23 protein-coding genes are annotated in these 22726 nt (G+C 72.2%); 12 read left to right on the top strand and 11 right to left on the bottom strand.

Features of this window, described 5'->3' with window-relative positions; translation table 11 throughout:
* The first annotated feature begins 30 nt into the window (after positions 1 to 30).
* Genes FHR33_RS45710 through FHR33_RS45750 form a run of 9 tightly spaced genes read left to right on the top strand, consistent with a single transcriptional unit; the run spans position 31 to position 9165 of the window.
* Positions 31 to 1653: a carbamoyltransferase family protein gene (locus FHR33_RS45710; protein WP_183661763.1), complete on the top strand. Its 1623-nt coding sequence runs from the start codon at positions 31 to 33 to the stop codon at positions 1651 to 1653.
* Positions 1650 to 2582: a glycosyltransferase family 2 protein gene (locus tag FHR33_RS45715; RefSeq protein WP_183661765.1), complete on the top strand. Its 933-nt coding sequence runs from the start codon at positions 1650 to 1652 to the stop codon at positions 2580 to 2582. The genes FHR33_RS45710 and FHR33_RS45715 overlap by 4 nt, the downstream gene beginning before the upstream one ends.
* A complete protein-coding gene (locus FHR33_RS45720) occupies positions 2579 to 3571 on the top strand; it encodes a glycosyltransferase family 9 protein (RefSeq protein ID WP_183661767.1) in 993 nt (330 codons plus the stop codon). The genes FHR33_RS45715 and FHR33_RS45720 overlap by 4 nt, the downstream gene beginning before the upstream one ends.
* Positions 3568 to 4755, top strand: coding sequence for a glycosyltransferase (locus FHR33_RS45725; protein WP_183661769.1), 1188 nt, complete (start codon positions 3568 to 3570; stop codon positions 4753 to 4755). Before FHR33_RS45720 ends, FHR33_RS45725 begins: the two co-directional genes overlap by 4 nt.
* Positions 4740 to 5291 carry a D-sedoheptulose-7-phosphate isomerase gene (locus FHR33_RS45730; protein ID WP_183661771.1) on the top strand — a complete coding sequence of 184 codons (552 nt, stop codon included), beginning with the start codon at positions 4740 to 4742 and terminating at the stop codon, positions 5289 to 5291. Before FHR33_RS45725 ends, FHR33_RS45730 begins: the two co-directional genes overlap by 16 nt.
* Positions 5282 to 6643 carry a PfkB family carbohydrate kinase gene (locus FHR33_RS45735; protein WP_183661773.1) on the top strand — a complete coding sequence of 454 codons (1362 nt, stop codon included), beginning with the start codon at positions 5282 to 5284 and terminating at the stop codon, positions 6641 to 6643. Before FHR33_RS45730 ends, FHR33_RS45735 begins: the two co-directional genes overlap by 10 nt.
* Before the next feature lie 13 nt (positions 6644 to 6656).
* Entirely contained in the window at positions 6657 to 7334 is a 678-nt protein-coding gene (locus tag FHR33_RS45740) for an SDR family oxidoreductase (protein ID WP_183661775.1), read from the top strand.
* A complete protein-coding gene (locus tag FHR33_RS45745) occupies positions 7325 to 8182 on the top strand; it encodes a glycosyltransferase family 9 protein (RefSeq protein WP_183661777.1) in 858 nt (285 codons plus the stop codon). Before FHR33_RS45740 ends, FHR33_RS45745 begins: the two co-directional genes overlap by 10 nt.
* Complete coding sequence (locus tag FHR33_RS45750; protein WP_183661779.1) at positions 8179 to 9165, top strand: UDP-glucuronic acid decarboxylase family protein; 987 nt, start codon at positions 8179 to 8181, stop codon at positions 9163 to 9165. The genes FHR33_RS45745 and FHR33_RS45750 overlap by 4 nt, the downstream gene beginning before the upstream one ends.
* Here the strand turns inward: FHR33_RS45750 and FHR33_RS45755 are convergent.
* From FHR33_RS45755 to FHR33_RS45785, 7 genes are all read right to left on the bottom strand, one after another.
* Complete coding sequence (locus FHR33_RS45755) at positions 9094 to 10581, bottom strand: FAD-dependent oxidoreductase (RefSeq protein WP_183661781.1); 1488 nt, start codon at positions 10579 to 10581, stop codon at positions 9094 to 9096. The two genes, FHR33_RS45750 and FHR33_RS45755, sit on opposite strands and share 72 nt — an antisense overlap.
* A gap of 5 nt (positions 10582 to 10586) precedes the next feature.
* Positions 10587 to 11003, bottom strand: a complete 417-nt coding sequence (locus FHR33_RS45760; protein WP_183661782.1) for a CBS domain-containing protein — start codon at positions 11001 to 11003, stop codon at positions 10587 to 10589.
* 94 nt (positions 11004 to 11097) lie between these two features.
* Positions 11098 to 12321, bottom strand: coding sequence for a cysteine--1-D-myo-inosityl 2-amino-2-deoxy-alpha-D-glucopyranoside ligase (mshC, locus tag FHR33_RS45765; RefSeq protein ID WP_183661783.1), 1224 nt, complete (start codon positions 12319 to 12321; stop codon positions 11098 to 11100).
* 9 nt (positions 12322 to 12330) lie between these two features.
* Positions 12331 to 12987 (bottom strand): NRDE family protein, encoded by a 657-nt coding sequence (locus FHR33_RS45770; protein WP_183661787.1) that lies wholly within the window; start codon positions 12985 to 12987, stop codon positions 12331 to 12333.
* Between the two features lie 2 nt (positions 12988 to 12989).
* The gene (locus FHR33_RS45775; protein ID WP_312896076.1) at positions 12990 to 13742 is read right to left on the bottom strand and encodes an SCO1664 family protein; all 753 of its coding nucleotides are present in this window, start codon (positions 13740 to 13742) and stop codon (positions 12990 to 12992) included.
* Positions 13739 to 14287, bottom strand: coding sequence for an Rv2134c family protein (locus FHR33_RS45780; RefSeq protein WP_183661789.1), 549 nt, complete (start codon positions 14285 to 14287; stop codon positions 13739 to 13741). The genes FHR33_RS45775 and FHR33_RS45780 overlap by 4 nt, the downstream gene beginning before the upstream one ends.
* Before the next feature lie 9 nt (positions 14288 to 14296).
* Positions 14297 to 14983 carry a histidine phosphatase family protein gene (locus tag FHR33_RS45785; protein WP_183661791.1) on the bottom strand — a complete coding sequence of 229 codons (687 nt, stop codon included), beginning with the start codon at positions 14981 to 14983 and terminating at the stop codon, positions 14297 to 14299.
* 102 nt (positions 14984 to 15085) lie between these two features.
* On the opposite strand from FHR33_RS45785, the gene FHR33_RS45790 reads away from it, so the two are divergent.
* Both FHR33_RS45790 and FHR33_RS45795 read left to right on the top strand, forming a co-directional pair.
* The gene (locus FHR33_RS45790; RefSeq protein WP_183661794.1) at positions 15086 to 16033 is read left to right on the top strand and encodes an aldo/keto reductase; all 948 of its coding nucleotides are present in this window, start codon (positions 15086 to 15088) and stop codon (positions 16031 to 16033) included.
* Positions 16034 to 16221: 188 nt separating this feature from the next.
* A complete protein-coding gene (locus tag FHR33_RS45795; protein ID WP_183661796.1) occupies positions 16222 to 17121 on the top strand; it encodes a hypothetical protein in 900 nt (299 codons plus the stop codon).
* Between the two features lie 33 nt (positions 17122 to 17154).
* Here the strand turns inward: FHR33_RS45795 and FHR33_RS45800 are convergent, their stop codons facing one another.
* From FHR33_RS45800 to FHR33_RS45815, 4 genes are all read right to left on the bottom strand, one after another.
* A complete protein-coding gene (locus FHR33_RS45800; RefSeq protein WP_183661798.1) occupies positions 17155 to 18732 on the bottom strand; it encodes an MDR family MFS transporter in 1578 nt (525 codons plus the stop codon).
* Between the two features lie 202 nt (positions 18733 to 18934).
* Complete coding sequence (locus FHR33_RS45805) at positions 18935 to 19555, bottom strand: TetR family transcriptional regulator (protein WP_312896077.1); 621 nt, start codon at positions 19553 to 19555, stop codon at positions 18935 to 18937.
* A gap of 131 nt (positions 19556 to 19686) precedes the next feature.
* A complete protein-coding gene (fabI, locus tag FHR33_RS45810) occupies positions 19687 to 20451 on the bottom strand; it encodes an enoyl-ACP reductase FabI (RefSeq protein ID WP_183661800.1) in 765 nt (254 codons plus the stop codon).
* Between the two features lie 3 nt (positions 20452 to 20454).
* Positions 20455 to 21150 carry a beta-ketoacyl-ACP reductase gene (locus FHR33_RS45815; RefSeq protein WP_183661802.1) on the bottom strand — a complete coding sequence of 232 codons (696 nt, stop codon included), beginning with the start codon at positions 21148 to 21150 and terminating at the stop codon, positions 20455 to 20457.
* A 77-nt stretch (positions 21151 to 21227) separates the two neighbouring features.
* Here FHR33_RS45815 and FHR33_RS45820 point away from each other — a divergent pair, with 77 nt between their 5' ends.
* Positions 21228 to 22721, top strand: a complete 1494-nt coding sequence (locus tag FHR33_RS45820) for a TldD/PmbA family protein (protein WP_183661804.1) — start codon at positions 21228 to 21230, stop codon at positions 22719 to 22721.
* Positions 22722 to 22726 lie beyond the last annotated feature (5 nt).

A 22726-nucleotide genomic window follows, 5' to 3' on the forward strand; every position in this document is an offset into this window, starting at 1 on the left:
CGGTAGCGGTTCTCCCGGGGGAGGAAGTTCATGAGATTTCTGGGGATAAACGCGGTGTTCCACGACCCCGCTGCGGCCCTTGTGGTCGACGGCGAGATTGTCGCGGCCGCCGAAGAGGAGCGGTTCAGCCGCCGAAAGCACGGCAAGAGGCCGGTGCCGTTCTCCGCGTGGGAGCTGCCCGAGCTGGCCGCCGCCTGGTGCCTTGCCGAGGCCGGCCTGCGGCCGGAGGACCTGGACGCGGTCGCCTACTCCTACGATCCGGCGCTGGTGCGGGAGGAGCACGCGGCGCCGTGGGAGGACCTGCGCACCACCTACGCGACCAGGGCGCCCAGCTTCCTGGCCACCGCCCTGCCGGGGCTCGACCCGGCTCAGGTGCGGTTCGTGCCGCACCACGTGGCGCACGCGGCCTCGGCGGGGCTGGCCGCGCCGTACGAGGAGTGCGCGGTGCTGGTGTGCGACGGCAGGGGCGAGGCCGTCTCGCACCTGGCGGGCCACTACAGAGACGGCGAGCTGACCACGCTGGCGGCCCAGGAGCTTCCGCACTCGCTCGGCCTGATGTACGAGGACGTGACCGAGCACCTGGGCTTCCTGCGCTCCAGCGACGAGTACAAGGTGATGGCGCTGGCCTCCTACGGCACGCCTCGCCACCTGGACGTGCTCAGGGAGCTGGTCACCACGACGGGCGACGGCGGGTTCAGGATCGAGCCGATCGACTGGGGCGGCTTCGCCAAGCGCCTGGACAGGGGCGAGACCTGGACGGCCGACCACGCCGACCTTGCCGCGAGCGTGCAGGCGCGGCTGGAGGAGGTGCTGCTGGAGCTGGCGTTCTGGCTGCACGAGCGCACCGGCGCGCGGCGCCTGGCGATGGCCGGGGGTGTCGCGCTGAACTGCGTCGCCAACACCCGGCTGGTGGCCGAGGGTCCCTTCGAGGACGTCTGGGTGCAGCCCGCCGCGGGGGACTCGGGCACCGCGCTGGGGGGCGCGCTGCACCTGTCCCAGGCCCACGGCGAGCCCGTGGCGCCCATGCGCGGCGCCGACCTGGGCAGGAGGTGGAGCGAAGGGGAGCTGGCCGCGTGGCTGGACGTGGCGCGCGTGCCGTACTCGCGGCCCGAGGATCTGGCCGGCGAGGTGGCGCGGGCGCTGAACGACGACCTGATCGTGGCCTGGTTCCAGGGCCGCAGCGAGTACGGCCCGCGAGCGCTGGGCCACCGCTCGCTGCTCGCGCACCCCGGTTTCGCCCGCAACACCGAGCGGCTCAACGACGTCAAGGGGCGTGAGCAGTTCCGCCCGATCGCGCCGATGGTGCTGGAGTCGCGGGCGGCGGAGATCTTCGGCAGGGGGCCCATGCCCTCGCCGTACATGCTGTTCGTCCACGACGTGCGGCCCGAGTGGCGCGATCGCATCCCGGCCGTGGTGCACGTGGACGGCACGGCCAGGATCCAGACGGTCTCGCAGGAGAAGGACCCGCTGCTGGCCGCCACGCTGGCCAGGTTCGAGGAGCTGTCGGGGCTGCCGGTGGTCGTGAACACCAGCCTCAACACGGCGGGCAGGCCGATGGTCGACTCACCGCGCGACGCGCTGGAGTGCTTCGGCTCCTCGCCGGTGGACGTGCTCGTGATCGGGCCGTTCGTGGTGAGGAGGGCGGCGACATGATCACCGTGGTGATCCCGACGATCGGGCGGTCCTCGCTGCGGAAGGCCATCCCCGAGGGGGTGCCCGTCATCGTGGTCGAGGACACCGGGCGCAAGGGGCCCGCGGCGGCGAGGAACGCGGGGTGGCGCGCGGCCGAGACGCCGTGGGTGGTCTTCCTCGACGACGACGTGGTGCCCGGCGAGGGCTGGCTGGAGGCGCTCACCAAGGACCTGGAGAGCCTGCCGGAGGACGTGGCGGGCAGCCAGGGCCGCATCGAGGTGCCGCTGCCGCGCGACCGTCGTCCGACCGACGCGGAGAGGAACACCGCGGGGCTCGCCGACGCGGAGTGGATCACCGCGGACATGGCCTACAGGCGGGCCGCGCTGGAGAAGGTCGGGGGCTTCGACGAGCGTTTCCCCCGCGCCTACAGGGAGGACGCCGACCTCGCGTTGAGGATGCGCAAGGCGGGGTTCAGGCTGGTCAGGGGCGAGCGGGTGACCCGGCATCCGGTGCGTGACGACGGGTTCTGGGCCAGCGTGCGCTTCCAGAGGGGCAACGCCGACGACGCGCTGATGCGCCGCGTCCACGGGCCCGAGTGGAGGTCGCTCATCGGGGCGGGCGGACTGCTGCCCCGGCACGCGGCGACGACCGCGCTGGGCCTCACGGCGCTCGCCCTCGCGGCCGCCCGCGCGCTGTCCTGCGCGGACGACCGCGGGGGCCGGGGGCTTCGAGGCGGGCGCGGCCTCCGGGGAGCCGGGGCGGGCGGCGTGTGGGTGATGGGGATCGCCGCGGCCGGATGGGCGTGGCTCACCGCGACGTTCGCGTGGGAGCGCATCGCGCCAGGCCCTCGCACGCCGGGCGAGGTGGCCAGGATGGTGGTCACCAGCGTCGCCATCCCGCCTGCCGCCTGCCTGCACCGGCTGCGCGGCGAGCTGCGGGTGCGCCGGTGAGCGGCACCGTCCTGGTGGCCAGGCCGGACAGCGCGGGAGACGTCCTGCTCGCGGGTCCCGCCATCCGTGCCGTCCGGGCGCAGGCCGAGGAGGTCGTGCTGCTGGCCGGGCCGCTGGGCCGCGCGGCCGCGGAGCTCCTGCCCTGCGTGGACCGCGTGATCGAATGGCGGACACCGTGGATCGACGCCGATCCGCCTCCCGTCACGGGTGAGCACGTCGCCAGGCTCATGGCGCAGCTCCCCGAGGCGGAGGAGGCGCTGATCCTGACCTCCTTCCACCAGTCGGCGCTGCCGCTCGCGCTGCTGCTGCGGCTCAGGGGCGTCGGGCGGATCACGGCCATCAGCAACGACTATCCCGGCTCCCTGCTCGACGTCAGGGTGCGGGTGGACGAGAGCAGGCATCTGCCCGAGGCCGAGCGGATGCTGGCCGTCGCGCGCGCCGCCGGCTACGAGCCGAGCGACGACGGCAGGCTGGCCGTCAGGACGCCGCCCGCCAGTCTGGTGGGGCCGCCGGGCTACGTCGTCGTCCATCCGGGAACCACCGCTCCCGCCCGCGCCTGGCCGCCCGAGCGGCACAGGGAGGCGGTCGAGGCGCTGACGGCCGAGGGCTTCCAGGTCGTCGTCACGGGGACGGGCGGCGAGAAGGCGCTGACGGCCGCGGTCGCCGGGCGCCACGGCGTCGACCTGGGCGGCATGACCAACCTGGCCGAGCTGTCCGGGGTCCTGAACGAGGCCTGCGCGCTCGTCTCGGGCAACACCGGGCCCGCGCACCTGGCCGCGGCGGTCGGCACGCCGGTGGTCAGCCTCTTCTCCCCCGTCGTGCCCGCCGGGCGCTGGGCGCCCTACGGCGTGCCGTACGTGCTGCTGGGCGACCAGCAGGCCGCGTGCAAGGACTCAAGAGCGCGTCTGTGTCCTGTCAGAGGCCATCCGTGCCTGTCGACGGTGACGGCCGAGCAGGTCGTCAAAGCAGTGAGGGAGCTGGTCCCGTGAGAATCGACCTCATATCGGAGCACGCAGATCCGCTGGCCGCGATCGGGGGCGCCGACTCCGGCGGGCAGAACGTCCACGTCGCCGCCCTGGCCACCGCGCTGGCCCAACGGGGTCACGACGTGGTCGTGCACACCAGGAGGAGCGCGCCCGGCCAGCCGCGCAGCGTGCCGCTCGCCGACGGGGCGCGGGTGGAGTACATCACCGCGGGGCCGGCCGCGCCGGTGCCGAAGGACGAGCTGCCGCCGTACATGCCCGCCTTCGCCGACGAGCTGGCGCGCCGCTGGGCGGTGCGCCCACCCGACGTGGCGCACGCGCACTTCTGGATGAGCGGCAGGGCGGCGCTGCTGGCCGCGCGCGGCCTTCCGGTGGTGCAGACCTTCCACGCGCTCGGCACGGTCAAGCGGCGCTGGCAGGGCAGGGCCGACACCAGCCCGCCGGGGCGGATCGCGGTGGAGACGCAGATCGGCAGGCGGGCCGCGGCGGTCGTGGCCACCTGTGCCGACGAGGTGACCGAGCTGCGCGCGATGGGCGTGCCCGACCATCGGGTCTCCATCGTGCCGTGCGGCGTCGATCTCGGCCACTTCACCCCCCAAGGCCCGAAGGCGCGGAAGGGCGCGGCCATGCGGGTGCTGAGCATCGGCAGGCTGGTCCCGCGCAAGGGCGTGGACACCGTCCTGCGCGCGCTGCGCGAACTGCCGGAGGCCGAGCTGGTCATCGCGGGAGGGGAGGCCGGGGATCCCGAGGCGGTCAGGCTGGCCGAGCTGGCCGCCGCCTACGGCCTGGCCGACAGGGTCAAGGTGATCGGCAGCGTGCCCCGCGAGCGGGTGCCCGCGCTGATGCGGTCGGCGGACGTGCTGGTGAGCGTCCCATGGTACGAGCCGTTCGGCATGGTGCCGCTCGAGGCGATGGCGTGCGGCGTGCCGGTGATCGCCTCCGCCGTCGGCGGCCACCTGGACACGGTGGCGGGCTGCGGCGTCCTGGTGCCGCCGCGCCGTCCGCAGGCGCTCGCCCGCGCCCTGCGCGACCTGCTGGACAACCCCGCGCGACGGGCCCAGCTCGGCGAGGCGGGGGCCAGAAAGGCCAGACAGATGTACGGCTGGCCGCACGTGGCCGAGCAGACCGAGGCCGTCTACCAGAGCGTGCTGGAGGGCCGGATGGGGAGGGCGACATGCACAGGCACCTGAGCAGGCTGAGTGTCGCGATCGCGCTGACCGCGGACCAGACGCCCGTCGTCGAGGCGTGGGGGCGCAAGCTCGCGGGCGTCCTGCAGGGCGGCGGCAGGCTGCTGGCCTGCGGCAACGGCGGCTCGGCCGCCGAGGCCCAGCACCTGACGGCCGAGCTGGTCGGCAGGTTCAGAGCCGAGCGGCGGCCGTTCGCCGCGATCCCGCTGCACGCCGACACCTCCTCGATGACGGCGATCGCCAACGACTTCGGCGCCGAGGAGGTCTACGCCCGGCAGGTGTGGGCGCACGGCCGCGAGGGCGACGTCCTGATCTGCCTGTCCACCAGCGGTTCCAGCGCCAACGTGCTGGCCGCGGCGCGGGCGGCGGGCGAGCGGGGGCTGACCACGTGGGCGATGACGGGGCGCGCCCCGAACCCGCTGGCCGCGATCAGCGACGAGGTCGTGGCGGTGCCGGAGGACGACACCTGCACCGTCCAGGAGGTGCACCTGGCGATGATCCACATGCTCTGCGACTCGATCGAGGAGGCATGCGCGTGAACGGGGGACCACTGGTCGTCATCGGCGACTCGCTGCTGGACGTGGACATCGAGGGCGTGGCCGACCGGCTCGCGCCCGACGCGCCCGTCCCCGTCGTCGACGTGGAGGAGGAACGCCTGCGCCCCGGCGGCGCGGGCCTCGCGGCGCTGCTGGCCGCCCGTGACGGCGCCGACGTGGTGCTGGTCACCGCGCTCGGCGACGATCCGCAGGGGCGGGTGCTGCGGGCGCTGCTGAACGGCCATCTCGAGGTCGTGCCGCTGCCGCTGCGCGGCTCGACCGTCCGCAAGACCAGGATCAGGGCGAGGGGCCAGACGCTGGTGCGGATGGACACCGGCGACGGGCGCGCCGTGACCAGGGCGACCGAGGCCGCCCTGCGGGCGGTGCGCGGGGCGGGCACCGTGCTCGTCTCCGACTACGGCAGGGGCGTCACGGGGGGCGCTCGCGAGCTGCTCAGCGGGATCGGCGTGCCGATCGTGTGGGATCCGCACCCGAGAGGCGTCACGCCGGTGCCCGGCTGCGCGCTGGTGACGCCGAGCGAGTCGGAGGCCATGCAGATGTGCGGGCAGCCGTACGTCGGGCCCGACCAGGCCGCCAGGCAGCTGACCAGGACGCTGCGCGCCGAGGCCGTCGCGGTGACGCTGGGCGCCCAGGGCGCCACCCTGGCGCACGCGGGTGGCCACTACAGGAGGATCCCGCCGCCCACGCTCACCTCCGGCCACGACGTGTGCGGCGCCGGAGACAGGTTCGCGGGGGCATCGGCGCTCGCCCTGCGCGACGGCCTGCCGGTGGAGGACGCGGTCGCCGTCGGCGTCGGCGAGGCCTCCAGGTTCGTGGAGAGCGGCGGCGCGGCGGCGATCAGGCTGCGCGGCCACGAACTGGCCAAGGAGATGGGCGACAGGCCGCGCACCCCGATGGAGGTCGCCGAGCTGGTCAGATCGAGCGGGGGACGGCTCATCGCCACCGGCGGGTGTTTCGACCTGCTGCACGCAGGGCACGTGAGCCTCCTGCGCAGGGCCAGGGCCCTGGGCGACGCGCTGATCGTGTGCGTCAACTCCGACGCCTCGGCCAAGCGGCTCAAGGGCCCCGGCAGGCCGGTGGTCGGCCAGCGCGACAGGGTGGAGGTGCTGCGCGCCCTGGGCTGCGTCGACGCCGTCATGGTGTTCGAGGAGGACACCCCCGACGCCGTCATCGAAAGGCTGCGCCCCCACGTGTGGGTGAAGGGCGGCGACTACTCGGGGCGCGAACTGCCCGAGGCCGGATCTCTGGAGCGGATAGGCGCGGAGACCGTCGTGCTGGCCAGCGTGCCTGGACGGTCCACGACCGGGCTGATCGCCGCCGTACAGGAAGCCTGAGAGGGAGAGGACGATGCTGGGGAACATTCTGATCACAGGAGGCTCGTCGGGTCTCGGTCTGGCCACCGCCGAGGCGGTCGCCAAGGCCGGAGGGCGCCCGCTGGTGGTGGACGTGCGCCCGTCGCACTCCTTCGACGAGGTCATCGCCGACCTGGCCGAACGGGAGCAGGCCGAGCAGGCGGTACGGGAGCTGGCCGAGCGGGCGGGAGGGCTCGACGGGGTCGTCACGGCGGCGGGCATCGACGCGTGCGGAAGGCTGAGCGAGGTGCCCGCCGACGACTGGGAGCGCGTCATCAGGGTCAACCTCATGGGCACGGCCTCGGTCGTCAGGGCGGCGCTGCCGTACCTGACGGAGTCGAGGGGGCGGGTGGTGACCTGCGCCTCGACGCTCGGGCTTCGCGCCGTCAGCGACGCCACCGCCTACTGCGCCGCCAAGTTCGGTGTGGTCGGCTTCACCAGGGCGCTGGCCGCCGAGCTCGCCGGGCAGGTGGGCGTCACGATGCTGGTGCCCGGCGGGATGTCGACGCACTTCTTCGACGACAGGCCCGAGCAGTACAAGCCGGGCCCCGACGCCAAGCTCAACAGGCCCGAGGACGTGGCGCAGACCATCGTGTTCGCGCTCTCGCAGCCGCCCGGCTGCGAGGTGCGCGAGCTCGTGGTCTGCCCTTCGACGGAGACCTCGTGGCCCTAGAGGTCCTGGCCCTGCGCGGGCTCGGGCTCGGCGACCTGCTCACCGCGGTGCCCGCGCTGCGGGCGCTGCGGCGGGCCTACCCCCGGCACCGGCTCGTGCTGGCGGGACCCTCGGCGCTGGCTCCGCTGCTGCCCGTCGACGAGGTGATCGAGGTGCGGGGCCCCGGCCCCGTCCCGCGCACGAGGCCGCAGGTCGCGGTCAACCTGCACGGCAGGGGCCCGCAGAGCACCGAGGCGCTGCTGGCCACCGAGCCCGGCACGCTGCTGACCCACGGGATCGGCGGCCCGCCGTGGCGCGACGACGTGCACGAGGTGCGCCGCTGGTGCGACCTGCTGGAGTGGCACGGCCTGCCGGCCGACCCCGACGACCTCTACCTCGGGGAGGGCGACCGCGGCGGGCCCGTGGTCGTCCACCCCGGCGCCGCATACCCGTCGAGGAGGTGGCCGCCCGAGCGCTACGCCATGGTGGTCGCCTACCTCAGGGGCAGGGGGCACGAGGTGGTCGTCACCGGCAGCGCCGCCGAGTGGGAACTCGCCGTACGGGTGGCAGGGCTCAGCGGCGCGAGGGTGCTGGCGGGCAGGACCGACCTGAAGGCGCTGGCCGCGCTGGTCCGAGACGCGCGCCTGGTGATCTGCGGCGACACCGGCCTCGCGCACCTGGCCAGCGCCTACCGCACGCCGTCCGTCCTGCTGTTCGGCCCCGTCTCCCCCGCGCTGTGGGGGCCGCCGAAGCAGGGACCGCACACCGTGATCTGGAAGGGCGCCACAGGGGATCCGCACGGGCAGAGCCCGGATCCCGGACTGCTGAGCATCAACGTCGACGAAGTGATCGAGGCGATTTCGCTATGAGAGCTGTGGTGACGGGAGGGGCCGGGTTCCTCGGTTCCTACCTCTGCGAGAAGCTGCTGGAGAGGGGGGCGGAGGTCATCTGCATGGACAGCTTCCTCACCGGCTCCCCCCGCAACCTGGAACATCTGCTGGGCAGGCCGGGCCTCGAGATCATCGAGTGCGACCTGACCGGCTTCGTGCACGTGCCCGGCGAGGTGGACCTCGTGCTGCACTTCGCCTCGGCCGCCTCCCCCGCCGACTACCTCAGACATCCCATCGAGACACTCAAGGTCGGCAGCCTCGGCACGCTGCACGCGCTCGGGCTGGCCAAGGAGAAGCGCTCCAGGTTCGTCCTGGCCTCCACCAGCGAGGTCTACGGCGACCCACTCGAACACCCGCAGCGCGAGACCTACTGGGGCAACGTCAATCCCGTCGGCCCGCGCAGCGTCTACGACGAGGCCAAGCGCTTCGCCGAGTCGCTGACCACCGCCTACCGCAACGCGCACGGCACCGACACCGGCATCGTGCGCATCTTCAACACCTACGGCCCGCGCATGCGCCCCTTCGACGGCAGGGCCATCCCGACCTTCATCAGGCAGGCCCTGTCGAACGAGCCGCTGACGGTCACGGGCGACGGACGCCAGACCCGCTCCATCTGCTACGTCGAGGACACCGTGGAAGGCGTGCTGCGCATGGCCGACAGCCACTTCCCAGGGCCGGTCAACATCGGCAACCCCGACGAGCTGACCATGATCGAGCTCGCCGAGCTGATCCGGGAGCTGGCGGGCTCCTCCTCGCCCATCGAGTTCATCGGCAGGCCCGTCGACGACCCCAAGGTCCGCAGACCGGACACCACGCTGGCCGCCGCCGAGCTGGGCTGGGCGGCCAAGGTCGGGGCCGAGGACGGGCTGCGCCGTACCGTCGAGTGGTTCTCACAGCTCGATGCGCTTGAGGGGTTCGGTGGCGGGGCCCTGGAGGATCGAACCGTCCAGCGCGAAGCGTGAGCCGTGGCAGGGACACTCCCAGGTCCGCTCGGCGTCGTTGAAGGCGACCACGCAGCCCATGTGGCTGCACAGCGCCGACACCGCGTGGACCTGGCCCTCGACGTCGCGGTAGGCCGCGCAGCGCTCCCCCGCCACCTTCACCACGGCCGCCTGGCCCGGCAGGAGCCCTTCGAGGTCGTCGCGCCCGCCTGTGCCGAAACGGTCGCCGACGAAGTGCGCGGCGACCGAGGCCTGGGCCTTCAGCAGCGGGCCCGCCTCGCGCACCGGATGCACCCTGCGCGGGTCGTACAGCCCCGCCCACGGCCGGTCCTTGCCTGAGATCAGCGCTGCGAGCAGCAGTCCCGCCATGACGCCGTTGCTCATACCCCACCCGCCGAAGCCGGTGGCGACGTAGGCGTGGCGGGCCCCCACGTGCAGCGGTCCCACGAAGGGCAGGCCGTCTGTGGTGTCGTTGTCCTGCGCGGCCCACCGGTAGCGGGGCTCGACGCCGAACCGCTCGCTCATCCACTCACCCAGCCGCTCCAGGCGGGCTCCCACCGAGCCCTCGCCCGGCCGGTACTTCTCGCCCGTCACCAGCAGCAGGCGCCGCCCGTCCTCGAGGGGAGCGGTCCTGACCGAGCGGGTGCCCTGCTCGGTGGTGATGAACGTGCCGCGCGGGTCGGCCGCCGCCTCGATCGGCGCGGCGACGACCAGCTCGCGGCGCGGCGTCATGCGGGCGAACAGCAGCGCCCTGTCGAAGACCGGGTAGTGGGTGGCGACCACCACGTCGTCCGCGGTCACGACGAGCCCGTCGGCGGTGGTCACCTTGCCGGAGTCGAGCCGTACGGCGCGGGTGTGCTCGTAGATCTGCGCGCCGCTCGCGGTCATCGCCTCGGCCAGCCCGAGCAGGTACTTGCGGGGGTGGAACTGGGCCTGGCCGCGCACCCGCACGGCGCCCACGATCGGGTACGGCAGCGCCGTCTCGGTGACGAACTCGGCCGGCAGCCCCGCCCGCCTGGCGGCCTCCACCTCGGCTCTGATCTGCTCGAGTCCCTCGGTGGTCTCGGTGTAGGTGTGGGCGGCGGCGCGCTCGAACTCGCACTCCAGGTCGAGCTCGGCGGCGGTGCGGGCCACGTGCTCGACGGCCTCGAGCTGGGAGCGCGCGTACAGCTCGCCGTCGCCCGCGCTCAGGCTGGAGTAGATGAGCGTGTGCAGCGCCGACAGCTTGGCCGTGGTGTGCCCGGTGACCCCTGCGGCGATGCGCCCTGCCTCCAGCACGGCGACCGAGCGGCCCGCCTTGGTCAGCTCCCACGCCGTGCTGAGACCGGCGATCCCGCCGCCGAGCACGGCGACGTCCACGCGGACGTCGCTGCTCAGCGGCGGGCGCGACGGCTGGGCCGTCCCGTCCATCCAGTACGACCCTGTGGTGTGCGCCATCGTGGTCAGTCGGTGGTGAGGGCGTCGAGCAGGTCGCCGACCGTGGCGTCCGGCAACGCCCTGGCCACCTCGGCCAGCGCGACGATGCCGACGAGCCTGTGCCCGTCGATGACAGGCAGGCGACGGACCTTGTGCGTGGCCATGGTGCGCAGGATCTCCCTGGCGTCATGGTCGGCGCCTATCGTGACGGCCTCGCCCTGGGCGAGCTCGCCGGCCAGGCAGGACTTGGGGTCCTTGCCCTTGGCGAGCACCTTCACCACGATGTCCCTGTCGGTGAGCATGCCCTTGAGCTTGTCGTCGGAGCCGCAGATGGGCAGGGAGCCGACGTCGAGCCTGGCCATCTTCTCCGCGGCCTCGCTGACCGACTCGTCGACGTTCACGCACTCGACGTTGGGGGTCATGATCTCTCTTGCGGTGGTCATCGTCTGTCTCCTTTCGTCGTGCGCCCGCTGCCCACGGCGGGCCGCCCGAAACGAGACGATGACGCGATGATGACGCCGCGCCGGTGAGATCGCGCTAGAGCGCCACTCCGAGCAGCGCGTCGGCCACATCACGGACCAGGCCGGGAGCCGACGTGTCGGAACCTCCCTGCGCCAGCGCCTCGGCAGCCCAGGCGTCGATCACGGCCAGGGCGCCGGGGGCGTCGAGGTCGTCCGACATCCGCGCCCGCACCCGCGCCAGCACGTCGTCCGCGGCCGGGCCTGACGGCAGCGCGACCGCCGCGCGCCAGCGCTCGAGCCGGGCCTCGGCCTCCTGGAGCTGGTCGCCGGTGTACTCCCAGTCGGTGCGGTAGTGGTGGGCCAGCAGCACGAGCCTGACGGCCATCGGGTCGTGCTCGGCGCGCAGCCTGGAGACGAAGACCAGGTTGCCGCGCGACTTGGACATCTTCTCGCCGTCGAGCGCCACCATGCCTGCGTGGGAGTAGAACTTGGCGAACGGCCACTCGCCGCCGGCGGCGTAGCCTTCGGAGGCGCCGCACTCGTGGTGAGGGAAGATCAGGTCGGAGCCGCCGCCCGCGACGTCGAACCCGGCGCCGAGGTTGGCCAGCGCGATGGCGGTGCACTCGATGTGCCAGCCGGGCCTGCCCTGCCCGAGCGGGGAGGGCCAGGACGGCTCGCCAGGACGCTCGGCCCGCCACAGCAGCCAGTCGAGCGGGTCGCGCTTGCCCTCGCGGTCGGGGTCGCCGCCGCGCTCGCCGAACAGCGCCAGCATCTCCTCGCGCCCGTAGCCGGACACCTCGCCGAACTTGGGCGCGTCGGCGACGCTGAAGTAGACGTCGCCGTCGACGGAGTAGGTCAGCCCCTTGGCCGACAGGCTCTCGATCAGCTCCGACACCTGGTCGATGACCTCGGTCACGCCGACGTACTCGCGCGGGGGCAGCACGCGCAGCGCGCTCATGTCGGTGCGGAACAGCTCGATCTCGCGCTCGGCCAGGGCCCGCCAGTCAAGGCCCGTCTGCGCGGCCCGCTCGAGCAGCGGGTCGTCGACGTCGGTGGCGTTCTGGGTGAAATGCACCTCGTGGCCGTTGTCACGCCACACCCTGCCCACGAGGTCGAAGGCGAGATAGGTGTTGGCGTGGCCCAGATGCGTGGCGTCGTAGGGGGTGATCCCGCACACGTACATGGTGGCGGTCGGCCCCGGCTCGGTGCGCCTGACCTGGCGCGCGGCTGTGTCGTACAGGTTCAGGGGTACGGCGGCGCCGGGCAGGTTGGGAACACTGGGGGCAGACCACGATCGCATGCTTTGACCTTATCCGTCTCGGGAAACACCACGATCAACGCGGGGCACGGCCACCGCATTCCAGCTGGTGAGGTCGGAGAAGTCATAGCCCACGCGTTCGCCGCCGAGGGTCAGCAGGGTGGCCGACAGCGAGGCGTGGCGTCGGCCGTCGGGCAGGTCGTGGCGGACCGTCGCCCTGCCGACCAGCTCGTGCCAGTCAGTGGCCGCGTCGAACAGCGGAGCGAGGTTCCTGGAGTCGGCGCCGAGGCCGCCGTTGACGATGACGCTGGTGCCCTCGGGAACCGGCGAGGCGGTCAGGTGCAGGCCGTCCCACGACCACAGGCGCGCGCCCGCCCCTTCGGCGAGCACGAGGTGGAAGGGGTCGTAGCGGGTGAGGTCCACCTCGGGCAGCGCGCCCGCCACCACCGCGCGCAGCGGCAGCTCGCCCCGTGAGACCTTGGTGCGCTCGTCGGCCGCCCTGCCCCTGCCGTTGAGCAGGGCCGCCGCGCGCCCGGCCGAGGGCAGGACGGCCAGCCACGTGCCGCCCGCCTTGAGGTCGCGCCCGCCGACGACGCCCGGGTAGTCGGGCCAGTGCTCGCCGGGGCCCTCCCACGGCCTGTCGGCGAACTCGTCGCGGACGCCCAGCAGGGTCAGCGGCTCGCCGGTCCTGACGATCACGGTGCACATGTCTAGATCGGGGGCCAGGGGACCGCGGGCCAGTCCTCCGACGGGTAGGGGTGGACACCGGTGTCGAGCAGCCGCCTGACGCGGGTCCAGGTCGCCTCGACCTCGGCGAGGCTGAGCAGCTCGCGCAGGCGGCGGCCCAGCGCGCCCGACTCCAGCTCGCGCTCCAGCTTGGCCAGCACGCCGACGGCCTCGCGCGGCAGCGGCTTGCCCCTCCACTGCCACAGCACCGTGCGCAGCTTGTCGTCGGCGGAGAAGCAGACGCCGTGGTCGACGCCGTAGATGGTGGCGCCGTCGGGCAGGGGCAGCAGATGACCGCCCTTGCGGTCGGCGTTGTTGACGATCGCGTCGAAGACGGCCATCTTCCGCAGCGCGGGGTGCCGGCTGCGGATCAGCGACATCAGGTCGATCTCCTGGTCGGTGTCGATCCACAGCTGGCACATGCCGGGGCCGAAGGGCCCCTCGCGATAGACCGTGGGCGGCACGATCTGCCAGCCGGTCGCCCTGGAGACCTCGTAGGCGGCCACCTCGCGGGCGGCCAGCGTGCCGTCGGGGAAGTCCCACAACGGCCGCTCGCCGCGCACCGGCTTGTAGACGCACGCCGCCGAGCGGCCGGCGAGCGTGACGCCGCAGTAGAGGGTCATGTTCGTCGCCTCGACCAGGCGGCCCGCCACCTCCAGTCGTCCGTCCCTGAGCAACCTGAGGGCGGCTTCCTCGTCATAACGGAGGTCTTCCAGCTCACTCTCCGGCACACTCACGAAGCGACCTCACCTCCGCGGTAGCCGTTCAGGCGCACGCAGATGTGCCCGTCGGCGTCGAGTGGCTGACCACACAGCGGGCAGGGTGGACGGCCCGCCGCCACGATCTCCAGGGCGCGCTGGGAGAAGGCCCGTGCGGCGCCCGGGCTGATGTGCACCCGCAACATGGACGGCTCGGGCGCCTCGAGGTCCTCCTCGTCGGTGATCTCCTGGGCCTCGATCACCACCTGCGACCTGTCGGGGTCCCACGCCAGGGCCATGGTGCCGACCCTGAAGTCCTCGGTGAGCGGCTGCTCGAGCGGGCCGTTGTCGGCCAGGTCGGCGGGCGCGACGGCAGGAACGTGAGCGGTGCCCCCGCTGCGTCTCAGCACCTCGTCGAGCAGCTCCTCGAGCTTGCCCGCCAGGGCGGCGACCTGCAGCTTCTCCAGTGCGACCGTGGTCAGCCTGCCTGCGGCCCGCGCCTGCAGGAAGAAGATCCGTGCCCCCGGCTGCCCCAAGGCACCGGCCACGAACCTTTCTGGTGGGTCGTAGTCGAAGACCGGCATAGCCCGACCTTACGTGGTCCCGGGTCCGCCGCCGACGGCGGCATCGCTCCCGGTGATGTTTTCTCCCCCGTCTTTCTCCTCCGAACCCTCGGGAAGCCGCAATTCCCCCACATCGTTAAGCCTGAGGACAAAGGGGCGTAGGGGGGTGTATCGAATGATCGTCACAGAGGCTGGATCAGCTGTTATGCGCTGAAACTGATCGAGGTGGAGCCCCAGAGCGTCGGCCACGACGGCCTTGATCACGTCTCCGTGCGTGCACACCAGGTAGACGCTTTTCTCCCCCAGGCGCAGGTTCCAGTCCCTGAGGGCGGCCACCGCGCGGTGCTGCATGTCGGCCATCGCCTCGCCGCCGGGGAAGACCGCCGCGCTCGGGTGCGCCTGGACGACGGGCCACAGCGGCTCCTTGGTCAGCTCGCTCAGCGGGCGCCCCGTCCACTCGCCGTAGCCGCACTCGCCGAACCGCTCGTCGGTCCCGATCTCGAGCCCCCTGTCCAGCGCGACCGCCTGGGCGGTCTCCTGGCAGCGTTCGAGCGGGCTGGAGACGATCGCGTCCAGCCTCACCTGCGCCAGCCGTACGGCCAGCGCCTTGGCCTGCGCCTGCCCCGCCTCGTTGAGGTGGACGCCGGGGGTCCAGCCGGCCAGCACCGGACCCGTCATAGCGGTGAGGCCGTGTCTGGCCAGGAGGACGGTCGTCATGACGACAAGTCTTGCAGGCGTCGATCACATTTCTTTGCCTGGGCGGACGGTAGCCTGGCCAGATCCTTGGCCGTGATCGACAGACGGGAGCGCCTGAGCTTCATGGAACAACGCTATGTCGGTCGGAGCGGCCTTTCGGTGTCCCGGCTCGGTCTCGGCACGATGACATGGGGCAGGGACACCGACGCCGAGGACGCGGCCGCCCAGCTGCGCACCTTCGTCGAGGCCGGGGGCAACCTGATCGACACGGCCGACGTCTACACGGGCGGCGACGCCGAGCGGCTGCTCGGAAGGCTGCTCAGAGACTCCGTGCCGCGCTCGGAGGTGGTCGTCTCCACCAAGGCCGTGCTGACTCCCGCGGCGCGGCGGCCGCGCGACGCCTCCAGGCGTCACCTCATCGCCGCCATCGACGCCTCGCTGACCAGGCTCGGCGTCGACTACGTCGACCTGTGGCAGCTGCACACCTACGACGCCGAGGTGCCGCTGGAGGAGACGCTCGCCGCGCTCGACGCCATCGTCGCCTCCGGGCGGGCGGTCTACGCGGGCGTGTGCGACTACACCGGGTGGCAGCTGGCCGCCGCCGCGGTCGCCCAGCGGGCGGTGCCAGGCCGCATCCCGATCACCGCCGCGCAGGTGGAGTACTCCCTGCTGGCGCGCGACGCCGAGCGCGACGTGCTGCCGGCCGCCGAGCACGTCGGGGCGGGCGTGCTGGCCTATTCGCCGCTCGGGCGGGGGGTGCTGACGGGCAAGTACCGCACCGGCATCCCCGCCGACTCCCGCGCGGCCACGCCGCACTTCGCCGACTTCGTCCGTCCCTACCTCGACGAGCGCAGCCGCAGGGTGGTCGAGTCGGTCACCACCGCCGCCGAGGGGCTCGGGGTCTCGCCGCTGTCGGTGGCCCTGTCATGGGTGCGCGACCAGCACGGCGTCGCCTCCGCGATCGTCGGCGCCCGCACCCACGCGCAGCTCGGCGGCATCCTCACCGCCGAGGACGTGGTGCTGCCCCGCGAGATCCGCGAGGCGCTGGACGACGTCTCCTCTGTCGACTGACGGCCGCCTGGCGTGCGCCGTGACGATCAGTCTGAGTAGGCTTGCTTCCCTCCGCCGCCCCGGCCGACAGGGACAGAACGAGAGTCACCCTCGCGTATCACTAGTCGATATCGAATCGTAACTTTGCGTGGAAATCGGCTACGACTCCACCAAGCTGGCCACGGGCGGATCGACACAGGAGGGGATAGATGGGCGTTGGGCGCCGCAGGACGGCGGTCTCAGTCGGCCTCCTCGCGTTCGCGCTGGCGGCGCTCCCGCTGGGCGCGGGGGCGGCGACGGCCGAGCTGCGCGACTGCGAGCGAGGCGGCGGGCTGCTGTCCGGCGTGACCAACGGGGTGTGCGAGCTGGTCGACGGGGTGACCGACACGGTCGACGGCGTCACCGGCGACTCCCTGGGCCCCGTGACCGATGGCGTCGACAAGGCCACGGGAACGGTCCTCGGCACCGTGGGCGAGGTCGCCCCTACGGGCAGGCCCGCCCCCTCCCCCACCTCGAAGGCCGCCGACGAGCCGCCTCCCCCGTCGAGCGACGACGGTGGCGGCGATCGCGACGGCGGCGGGCTGGTCTCCAGCACGCTCGAGGACGTCTGCCTGCCGGTCCTCGCGTGCGAGGGGCAGGGGGTGCTCGGCTCCGTGACGGAGCCGGGACGGCCCGGGCCGAGCCCGTCGGGTTCGCCCAGCGCCACGGGCACGCCCACGCCGTCCCCCACGGCCACGCCGTCCAGGCGGCCCAGGCACCAGGGGATCCTGCCCACCGAGGCGCCGACCCCGCCCGTCACCAGGCCCCACATGGAGAGCACCGACCCGGTCGTCGCCGACGAGCCCGCGCCCGTCGATCCCGACGATCCCCGGGTGGAGCTGCTCTGGCCGGGCCCGTTCTCCGAGAAGCTGTCCGACCAGATCGGCGGCCAGGTCGTACGGCCCAGCGAGCCCGACTCCGACGTGCTGGGCACCGCGCTGACGGCCGTGCTGCTGGCCTCGGCGGTCCTGGCCGCGCGGGTGTCGCAGCAGCGGCGCAGGCGCGAGGAGCACGGCGAGTCGATGCCGTTCGAGCCCATCCGCGTCGGAGGCAGGCACCGCCTGGCCTGAACTCGGCCGAGGCGGCGCCCGCGGGAGGGCAGGTCAGTGATCGGCCGCCGCGCGCTCCCTGGCCAGCCGCTCCTCGCCCGACAGCGTGTTGAGCGGCTTCTCCTTGATGAACAGCACCGCCACCAGCGCGAGCGCGGTCAGCGGCACGCCGATGAGGAACAGGTCGGCGGTGGCCGTGGCGTACACGTCCTGGATGACCCGCACCACTGGGGCCGGCAGCGTGGAGATGTCGGGAACCGTCTGGCCCTCGCCGCCCGAGCCGCCCGCCATGGGGCCGAGCTTCTCCGTCATGAGCGTGGTGATCTTGTTGGCAAGCACCGCGCCGAGGGCGCTGACACCGACCGCGCCGCCCATGCTGCGGAAGAAGGACAGCATCGAGGTGGTGACGCCGAGGTCGTGGGCGGGCACGTCGTTCTGCGCGGCCAGCACCAGGTTCTGCATGAGCATGCCGACGCCGATGCCCAGCACGGCCATGTACACCGACAGCAGCAGCGTGCTGGTCTGGCCGTCGATGGTGCTGAGCAGCCCCATGCCCGCCAGCATCACGACGCCGCCGGCCACCAGGAAGCCCTTCCACCTGCCCCACTTGGTGATGAGCTGACCGGCGACCGTGGAGGAGACCAGCAGGCCGAAGACCATGGGCAGGCTCATCAGGCCGGCGACCGTCGGCGACTTGCCGAGCGCGATCTGGAAGTACTGCGACAGGAACACCGTGCCGCCGAACATCGCCACGCCGACCAGCACGCTGGCGATGGTGGCGAGGGCGACCGTGCGGTTCCTGAACAGCGTCAGCGGGATGATGGGCTCGGCCGCCTTCGACTCCACCCACACCGCCAGCGCGAGGACGACGACACCGCCGCCCGCCAGGCCCACGCTCCACCATGAGACCCACTCGAACTGGCTGCCCGCCAGCGACGACCACACCAGCAGCGTGCAGACGCCCAGCGTGATGAGGAAGGCGCCGAGATAGTCGACCTTGACCTGCTTGCGCACCACCGGCAGGTGCAGCGTGCGCTGCAGCAGGACGATGGCCACGAGCGTGAAGGGCACGCCGATCAGGAAGCACCAGCGCCAGCCGAGCCACGAGGTGTCGACGAGCAGCCCGCCGATGAGCGGCCCCGCCACGGTTCCGACGCCGAAGACGGCGCCGAAGATGCCGGCGTAGCGGCCCAGCTCGCGCGGCGGGATCATGGCCGCCATCACGACCATGGACAGCGCGGTCATGCCGCCCGCGCCGATGCCCTGGACGACGCGGCTGACGATGAGGATCTCCACGTTGGGCGTGAGGCCCGCGATCAGGGAGCCCACCACGAACAGCCCGAGTGACAGCTGGATGAGCAGCTTCTTGCTGTAGAGGTCGGCCATCTTGCCCCACAGCGGCACGGTGGCCGTCATCGCCAGGAGCTCGGAGGTGACGATCCAGGTGTAGACGGTCTGCGAGCCCTGCAGGTCGGTGATGATGCGCGGCAGGGCGTTGGCCACGACCGTCGAGGCCAGGATGGACACGAACATGCCCACCATCAGCCCGGACAGCGCCTGGAGTACCTTTCTCCTCGAGGTGGGCCCTGCGGGCGCGGCCGGGGATTCTGGCTGCGCGCTGGTGGTTGTCATGCTTCCTCAATTTTCTCTGGCGGTGGCCGGTTCACGGCGCGGTTCGGCCGCGCGACCGCCGCCGGGCGGTTCGGGTGGAGATCGGGCCCGCTTCGGGCGAGCCGGTTTTCAAGGGGGCCGGCTCGGACGGTCCGGTTCTCGGAGAGCCGGACGCGGAACGGGCCGGGGGTTTCAGATGGGCTGGTTTCAGGTGGGCCGGCTCTCAGGCGGGCGGGTTAGGGTCGGGCAGCCCCTCGGCCACCTGCGAGAAGACCTCGTCGACCAGGCCCGCCAGCGGGATGTCGACCGTGCTCCAGCGCAGCACCGCCACTCTGAAGGCGGTGAGCGCCACGGCGGTGACGAGCTCGGCGTGCGCCGTGCCCGAGGGACCTTCGGGAAGCCGCCCCGCCACGGCCGCGACCAGCCGCCGCTCGGCCTCGGCCCCTCCGGAGAACAGCTTGAGCAGCAGCGAGGGGTTCTGCTCGAACACCTTCAGCCTGAGCAGCCACTCCTCGCGCCGCTCCTGGACGCGCTCGGCCTCGTCGAGCAGCACCAGGCGCAGCGCGGCCAGCGCGGACATCTCGGCGGGCACCCGGGCCAGCCGTTCGATCAGCTCCGCCTCCGCCCTCGGGCTCCTGCCGAGCAGCGCGTCCTCTTTGGAGGGGAAGTAGTTGAAGAACGTGCGGGAGGAGACATCGACCGCTTCGGCGATGTCCTCGACCGTGACACCGGCCAGGCCCCGCTCGGCGACCAGCGTGAGAGCGGCGCGCTCGAGAGCGGCCCGGGTCTCGAGCTTCTTCCTGTCTCTGCGCCCGAGCTCTTCTGTGCTGTCCACGATGGTCACAACATCAAGATTACGGATGAAATTTCAGACTCTGCAACATTTCATCCTCTGAAGTGCCGCACTTCACACCGCAGCGGGCATGACGAAGCCCCCCGCGCAGGCAGCGCAGGGGGCTCGAGAGCGTGTGTGACCTAGACGCCCATCGCGTGGACGCCGCCGTCGACGTGGACGATCTCGCCCGTGGTGGCGGGGAACCAGTCGGACATCAGCGCGACGCACGCCTTGGCCGCCACCTCGGTGTCGGAGAGGTCCCAGCCCAGGGGCGCCTTCTCCGGCCAGGCCTCCTCGAACTCCTTGAAGCCGGGGATGGACTTGGCCGCCATCGTGCGCAGCGGCCCCGCCGCGACCAGGTTGACCCTGATGCCCTGCTTGCCCAGGTCGCGGGCGAGGTAGCGGTTGGCTGACTCGAGGCCCGCCTTGGCCACGCCCATCCAGTCGTAGACGGGCCAGGCCTTGGTGGCGTCGAAATCGAGGCCGACGACCGAGCCGCCCTCCTTCATCAGCGGCAGGCAGGCCACCGCCAGCGACTTGTAGGAGAAGGTGGAGATGTGCAGGGCGGTGGCGACGTCCTCCCACGTGGTGTTGAGGAAGTTGCCGCCGAGCGCGGTCTGCGGAGCGAAGCCGATGGAGTGGACGACGCCGTCGAGGCCGTCGACGTGCTCGCCGACGCGGGCGGCCAGGGTGTCGAGGTGCTCGGTGTTCTGCACGTCGAGCTCGATCACCGGCGGCGTCTGCGGCAGCCGCTTGGCGATGCGCTCGACCAGCGACAGGCGGCCGAAGCCGGTCAGCACGACCGTGGCGCCCTGCTCCTGGGCCAGCTTGGCCACGGAGAAGGCGATGGAGGCGTCGGTGAGGACTCCGGTGACCAGGATGCGCTTGCCTTCGAGGATTCCCATGCTTCAGTGCCCCATTCCCAGACCGCCGTCGACGGGGATCACGGCCCCTGTGATGTAGGAGGCGTCGTCGCTGGCGAGGAAGCGCACGACGCGCGCGATCTCCGCGGGGACGGCCTGCCGGCCCAGCGGGATGTTCTTGACGATCGCCTCGGAGTCGAGCTCGGCGGTCATGTCGGTCTTGACGAAGCCGGGGGCGACGACGTTGACGGTGATGCCGCGCGAGCCGTACTCGCGGGCGAGGGAGCGGCCGAAGCCGACCAGGCCGGCCTTGGAGGCGGCGTAGTTGGACTGCCCGGCCTGGCCGCTGAGGCCGACGACGGAGGAGATGAGGATGATGCGGCCGCGCTTGAGCTTCATCATGGGCCTGATCGCGCGCTTGGCGACCCGGTAGGCGCCGGTGAGGTTGGCGTCGATGACGTCGGTGAAGGTCTCCTCCTTCATCATCGCCAGCAGGGTGTCCTTGGTGATGCCCGCGTTGGAGACGAGCACCTCGACGGGGCCCTGCTCGGCCTCCACCTTGGCGAAGGCGGCCTCGACGTCGTCGGAGCTGGTCACGTCGCAGCGGACGCCGAACAATCCCTCGGGCGGCTCCCCCGATCGGTAGGTGACGGCGACGTTGTCGCCTGCCGCGGCCAGTTCGCGGGCGATCGCGAGGCCGATGCCGCGATTGCCTCCGGTGACGAGTACAGAGCGTGCCATGAGACCTGACGCTATCTCCTACCCGCCGGTATCCCCTTGTCCGGGACGTACAAGATCACAGGGCTAGGATCGTTGACATGCGCCAGATCGATCCCGATTTCCTCGCCCTGCCGCTCAGGCAGCTCGCGGACGCAGCCCTTCAGCGCGCCCGCGACCTCGGCGCCTCGCATGCCGACTTCCGGCTGGAGCGGGTGCGAGCCGAGTCTCTCGCTCTCTACGACGCCAGGCTCGAAGGAGCCATGGACGCCGACGACCTCGGCTATGCCGTACGGGTGGTCAAGAACGGCACCTGGGGCTTCGCCGCGGGCCTCGTGCTCACCCCCGAGGCCGCCGCGGAGGTGGCCGCGCAGGCCGTCAAGGTCGCGGAGGTGAGCGCCCCGATCAACAGGGAGCCCATCGAGCTGGCGCCCGAGCCCGTGCACGGCGAGGTCAGCTGGGTCTCCGCCTACGAGATCGACCCCTTCTCCGTGCCGCAGAAGGAGAAGGTGGCGCTGCTGGCCGACTGGTCGGCGGGGCTGCTGAAGGGCGCCGACCACGTCAGCGCGCGGCTCCTGCAGGTGAAGGAGCAGAAGTTCTACGCCGACACCGCCGGCACCGTCACCACCCAGCAGCGTGTCAGGGTGCACCCCGAGCTGAACGCGATGAAGGCCGGCCCCAGCGGGTTCGACGACATGTCCACGATCGCGCCGCCGGTCGGCAGGGGCTACGAGTACCTGACGAACGGCCACTACGACTGGCAGGGCGAGCTGGCCCAGCTGCCCGAGCTGCTGGCCGAGAAGCTGGCCGCGCCCTCGGTCGAGGCGGGCGACTACGACCTGGTGATCCACCCCTCCAACCTGTGGCTGACGATCCACGAGTCGATCGGCCACGCCACCGAGCTCGACAGGGCGCTCGGCTATGAGGCGGCCTACGCGGGCACCAGCTTCGCCACCTTCGACCAGCTCGGCACGCTCGTCTACGGCTCGCCCGTCATGAACGTCGTCGGTGACCGCACCGTCGAGCACGGCCTGTCCACGATCGGCTACGACGACGAGGGCGTGGCCACCCGCGAGTTCGACATCGTCAAGGACGGCATCCTGGTCGGCTACCAGCTCGACCGCAGGATGGCGCTGATGAAGGGCCTCGGCGCCAGCAACGGCTGCGCCTTCGCCGACTCGCCAGGCCACATGCCGATCCAGCGGATGGCCAACGTCTCGCTGAAGCCCGCCCCCGGCGGCCCCTCCACCGAGGAGCTGATCGGCGGCGTGGAGCGCGGCCTCTACATCGTCGGCGACAAGAGCTGGTCGATCGACATGCAGCGCTACAACTTCCAGTTCACCGGGCAGCGGGCGTTCAGGATCGAGAACGGCGCGCTCGCCGGCCAGGTGCGCGACTTCGCCTACCAGGCGACCACGACCGACTTCTGGGGCTCGATGGAGGCCGTGGGCGGCCCCGAGACCTACGTGCTCGGTGGCGCCTTCAACTGCGGCAAGGGCCAGCCCGGCCAGGTCGCCCCTGTCAGCCACGGCTGCCCCTCGGCGCTGTTCCGCGGCGTCAGGATCCTCAACACCGTGCAGGAGGGTGGAAAGTGACATCT

The organism is Nonomuraea dietziae (assembly GCF_014195505.1).
In the GTDB taxonomy this organism is placed as follows: Bacteria; Actinomycetota; Actinomycetes; order Streptosporangiales; family Streptosporangiaceae; genus Nonomuraea; species Nonomuraea roseola.

Excerpts from the sequence above, each read along its gene's own strand:
- FHR33_RS45715 (WP_183661765.1), top strand. The coding sequence starts at position 1,650 with ATGATCACCGTGGTGATCCCGACGATCGGGCGGTCCTCGCTGCGGAAG.
- FHR33_RS45785 (WP_183661791.1), bottom strand. The coding sequence starts at position 14,983 with ATGACGACCGTCCTCCTGGCCAGACACGGCCTCACCGCTATGACGGGT.
- FHR33_RS45795 (WP_183661796.1), top strand. The coding sequence starts at position 16,222 with ATGGGCGTTGGGCGCCGCAGGACGGCGGTCTCAGTCGGCCTCCTCGCG.
- FHR33_RS45780 (WP_183661789.1), bottom strand. The coding sequence starts at position 14,287 with ATGCCGGTCTTCGACTACGACCCACCAGAAAGGTTCGTGGCCGGTGCC.
- FHR33_RS45760 (WP_183661782.1), bottom strand. The coding sequence starts at position 11,003 with ATGACCACCGCAAGAGAGATCATGACCCCCAACGTCGAGTGCGTGAAC.
- FHR33_RS45800 (WP_183661798.1), bottom strand. The coding sequence starts at position 18,732 with ATGACAACCACCAGCGCGCAGCCAGAATCCCCGGCCGCGCCCGCAGGG.
- FHR33_RS45770 (WP_183661787.1), bottom strand. The coding sequence starts at position 12,987 with ATGTGCACCGTGATCGTCAGGACCGGCGAGCCGCTGACCCTGCTGGGC.
- FHR33_RS45735 (WP_183661773.1), top strand. The coding sequence starts at position 5,282 with ATGCGCGTGAACGGGGGACCACTGGTCGTCATCGGCGACTCGCTGCTG.
- FHR33_RS45755 (WP_183661781.1), bottom strand. The coding sequence starts at position 10,581 with ATGGCGCACACCACAGGGTCGTACTGGATGGACGGGACGGCCCAGCCG.
- FHR33_RS45710 (WP_183661763.1), top strand. The coding sequence starts at position 31 with ATGAGATTTCTGGGGATAAACGCGGTGTTCCACGACCCCGCTGCGGCC.
- FHR33_RS45790 (WP_183661794.1), top strand. The coding sequence starts at position 15,086 with ATGGAACAACGCTATGTCGGTCGGAGCGGCCTTTCGGTGTCCCGGCTC.
- FHR33_RS45740 (WP_183661775.1), top strand. The coding sequence starts at position 6,657 with ATGCTGGGGAACATTCTGATCACAGGAGGCTCGTCGGGTCTCGGTCTG.
- FHR33_RS45750 (WP_183661779.1), top strand. The coding sequence starts at position 8,179 with ATGAGAGCTGTGGTGACGGGAGGGGCCGGGTTCCTCGGTTCCTACCTC.
- FHR33_RS45730 (WP_183661771.1), top strand. The coding sequence starts at position 4,740 with ATGCACAGGCACCTGAGCAGGCTGAGTGTCGCGATCGCGCTGACCGCG.
- FHR33_RS45815 (WP_183661802.1), bottom strand. The coding sequence starts at position 21,150 with ATGGCACGCTCTGTACTCGTCACCGGAGGCAATCGCGGCATCGGCCTC.
- FHR33_RS45820 (WP_183661804.1), top strand. The coding sequence starts at position 21,228 with ATGCGCCAGATCGATCCCGATTTCCTCGCCCTGCCGCTCAGGCAGCTC.
- mshC (WP_183661783.1), bottom strand. The coding sequence starts at position 12,321 with ATGCGATCGTGGTCTGCCCCCAGTGTTCCCAACCTGCCCGGCGCCGCC.
- fabI (WP_183661800.1), bottom strand. The coding sequence starts at position 20,451 with ATGGGAATCCTCGAAGGCAAGCGCATCCTGGTCACCGGAGTCCTCACC.